Below are 2,612 nucleotides of genomic sequence, written 5' to 3'. Positions count from 1 at the left end.
GATCTACAGGTTGGGAATCGTCAGGACTAGCATAACGAAATTGCATACGACCCGTAATGGTAATGGCGTTATTGCCATCGTCAGATTGAATTGAAATGCCGGGCTGCGCATAAGAAACCGAATAACCGTCAGCTGCCAGAACATGGTTTTGAAAAAACGCCGCAGACAACCCAAATACTATTGCAGGCTTTGATAGAGACATAAGTACAGCTACTAAATAAAAAATTGTGGCAAGTTTAAAGCACTCGCTTAAATCTTCAATAGAACTGTCACATTTCTGTCATAAATGTATGGGGTACCTCCAAAGCAGTATGGATCTAAATCCAGTACCTAAAACGTAAATTATGTAAGCAAAAGACATGACCTTGCTGAAGTAAAACCCACTAAGGATCACCACCGAATATGCTAACGGTCGATGGCAATTCGTTATCCGTGGCGCAAGAAAATTCGAAATTACCAATGGGCCCTGACTGAAAAATGCCGCGCCGTGTGCAAAGGAAATAGAAAAAACAAAGGTAAGTTGCTGCAGATTTCACGTAGCGCACAGACGTAAATATAGACCCATAGCTCAGAACCGCACTCAGACTCAAAAACACCAGCTTTTATGACGCAATACCACACAGCTTGAGTATGTTGTTAGCACAAAAGCACAGAAAGCCATGAATACGTTGGTAAGCCATCACGAACGACAAACAAGCCTAGAGTACTGATATTAAGTACCATAGATACCTGAACACTTAATTGCGCATAATGTATATTATGTTAAATAGACTGTATTTTCATAATAGATGACTCACAGGTCGCTATGGGTTGAACTGCCCTTGTCATATGGCCTACTGGCGACACCAGAAACCCAGGTTTTCTACTGTAAATAATAAAGAAACATAGCCCACATCAACAAAGGTACCTACGCCTTTAGCTCATGGTATTTCTTTTGCGGCGTAAGCGAATATGCATTAAATGGATTCAATGCCCTTAGTGAATTGTGAGTCTATTCGATGAGCGTTGATACTGGGGTTTTTCTAGTTTGGTTTTAGCGAGTGTAAACTCTCCTTTTTTGTCAGGCAGAGAGTCTTGGGATTATTATAAAGAAAAGTCACCTTACAGTTTTGGTTATCAATACCAGGACACTTTCTGTAATCAAGATAAGATAAAGCAGTAAAAACCCCAATGGATCTTGTGCAAACCCATAGAAGATATTTTGCAGCACGACATTAAATACGGATAAAAATAACACAGCCTTAATACGGTTTGGAAACGTTAGAAAGAACAAGGCCACGGGAATTAAGAAAAGCCCACAATTAACGGCTAAGGCAATAAGACTATGGCTTTCACTGCCTGTATGAACGGTGTAGCCTATTGAAACGAGCAATACATAGATAAGCAGTAATGAAAGGCCTTTCATCCCATTTTCTTCCTTGATACCAAATACGTATTCACCAAGGGTATTTATAGGTTATAAAAACACAAAAATTCGCGGGCGTCACGCATGATAATTCTCGTTATCTTGCGTGATACAAAAACGCCACGTGTTGGTAACGTGTTATCTAAGCAATATTAACGAATAAACCCTACAAACCCCTCAATCTGAAAAATAAATTAATAATCAGTATCTTAGCTAATATACCGCCAACATCTAGTCAGGTAAGTACGTTGAATTTTTTAATTAGTGCTGGCGTTGGAGAAACCTAGAACTGAAGTCACAGTATGCATTATAAACGTCTTTACCATCCCTATGTTTCGAGGAACGTTGAGGAATGATTTACACAATCATCAATTAGCTGTATATTTATACATGCCTAGTTAATACCCCCCAACCTGTCCGGGTACGATGACTTATGTGTTTTCTTACAATAAATTAGTGATTTACAATGACTGATACTATGCGTGTCACCACCACACGTTTTACCGATACTTATAAACGTGAAGTAAACCGCTATTTTTCGGATATCTTCACCAAACTTCCTCGAAACACTCAACGGGCCTATATCAGTGATTTTAATGAGTTTGCTGTCTTTTGCGAACAGCACCAGTTATCCGGCTTTACCGACTCCATGGCAAATAACGAAGTTTGTATTAAAGCCTACGTAGCCTGCTTGTGTGAAAGCCCCCTTGCCTACCGCACCATTAAACGACGGCTAAGTGCACTGAGTAAGTTTCTTAAGATTGCACAACTGCCCAACCCTATCGTGCAATCCGTGTATCTACGAGACTTTATAAAACTGTCGTTGGTAGAAAACCAAAAGTATGCCCTCAGCGAACATCAAGCCACGGCGTTAACCCTCGATCTACTTGAAAAAATAAATGAATCCATCATACCGGACACCCTCTTAGAAATGCGTGATCTGGCCATCGTTAATTTAATGTTTGATGGCTTATTACGTGCAGACGAATTGGTACGGGTAAAAGTGGAACACATTAATAAACGTAATAATGCCTTGTTGGTGGTGACATCTAAGTCGGATCAAACTGGACAAGGTTCCTATCGCTATATCTCTAACAGCACCATCAGCATGATTGACGAATATATTAATGAAGCCAATTATGACGTTGTTAATCAATGCGAAAGATCCCCAATAGATCCCCGCCGCATAAACAAAGGTATTTTATTC

The 2,612-nt window shown here is 39.9% G+C and carries 2 protein-coding genes and 1 pseudogene; 1 reads left to right on the top strand and 2 read right to left on the bottom strand.

The window, feature by feature from the left end:
• Together V5298_RS20375 and V5298_RS20370 are read right to left on the bottom strand one after the other, a co-directional pair.
• Window positions 1-202 (bottom strand): annotated as a pseudogene (locus tag V5298_RS20375) (hypothetical protein); the annotation flags it as partial.
• Between the two features lie 894 nt (window positions 203-1,096).
• The gene (locus V5298_RS20370; protein WP_332933246.1) at window positions 1,097-1,405 is read right to left on the bottom strand and encodes a hypothetical protein; all 309 of its coding nucleotides are present in this window, start codon (window positions 1,403-1,405) and stop codon (window positions 1,097-1,099) included.
• A gap of 466 nt (window positions 1,406-1,871) precedes the next feature.
• On the opposite strand from V5298_RS20370, the gene V5298_RS20365 reads away from it, so the two are divergent.
• Window positions 1,872-2,612, top strand: a 741-nt coding sequence (locus tag V5298_RS20365; protein WP_332933245.1) for a tyrosine-type recombinase/integrase, incomplete at its 3' end; no start/stop codon positions are given.

It is taken from the genome of Alteromonas sp. 14N.309.X.WAT.G.H12 (assembly GCF_036697315.1).
In the GTDB taxonomy this organism is placed as follows: domain Bacteria; phylum Pseudomonadota; class Gammaproteobacteria; order Enterobacterales; family Alteromonadaceae; genus Alteromonas.
This window is presented reverse-complemented; position numbering and strand designations above follow the sequence as displayed.

Bases quoted from the DNA above. Each gene is read 5' to 3' on its own strand.
- V5298_RS20370 (WP_332933246.1), bottom strand. From the start codon at position 1,405: ATGAAAGGCCTTTCATTACTGCTTATCTATGTATTGCTCGTTTCAATA.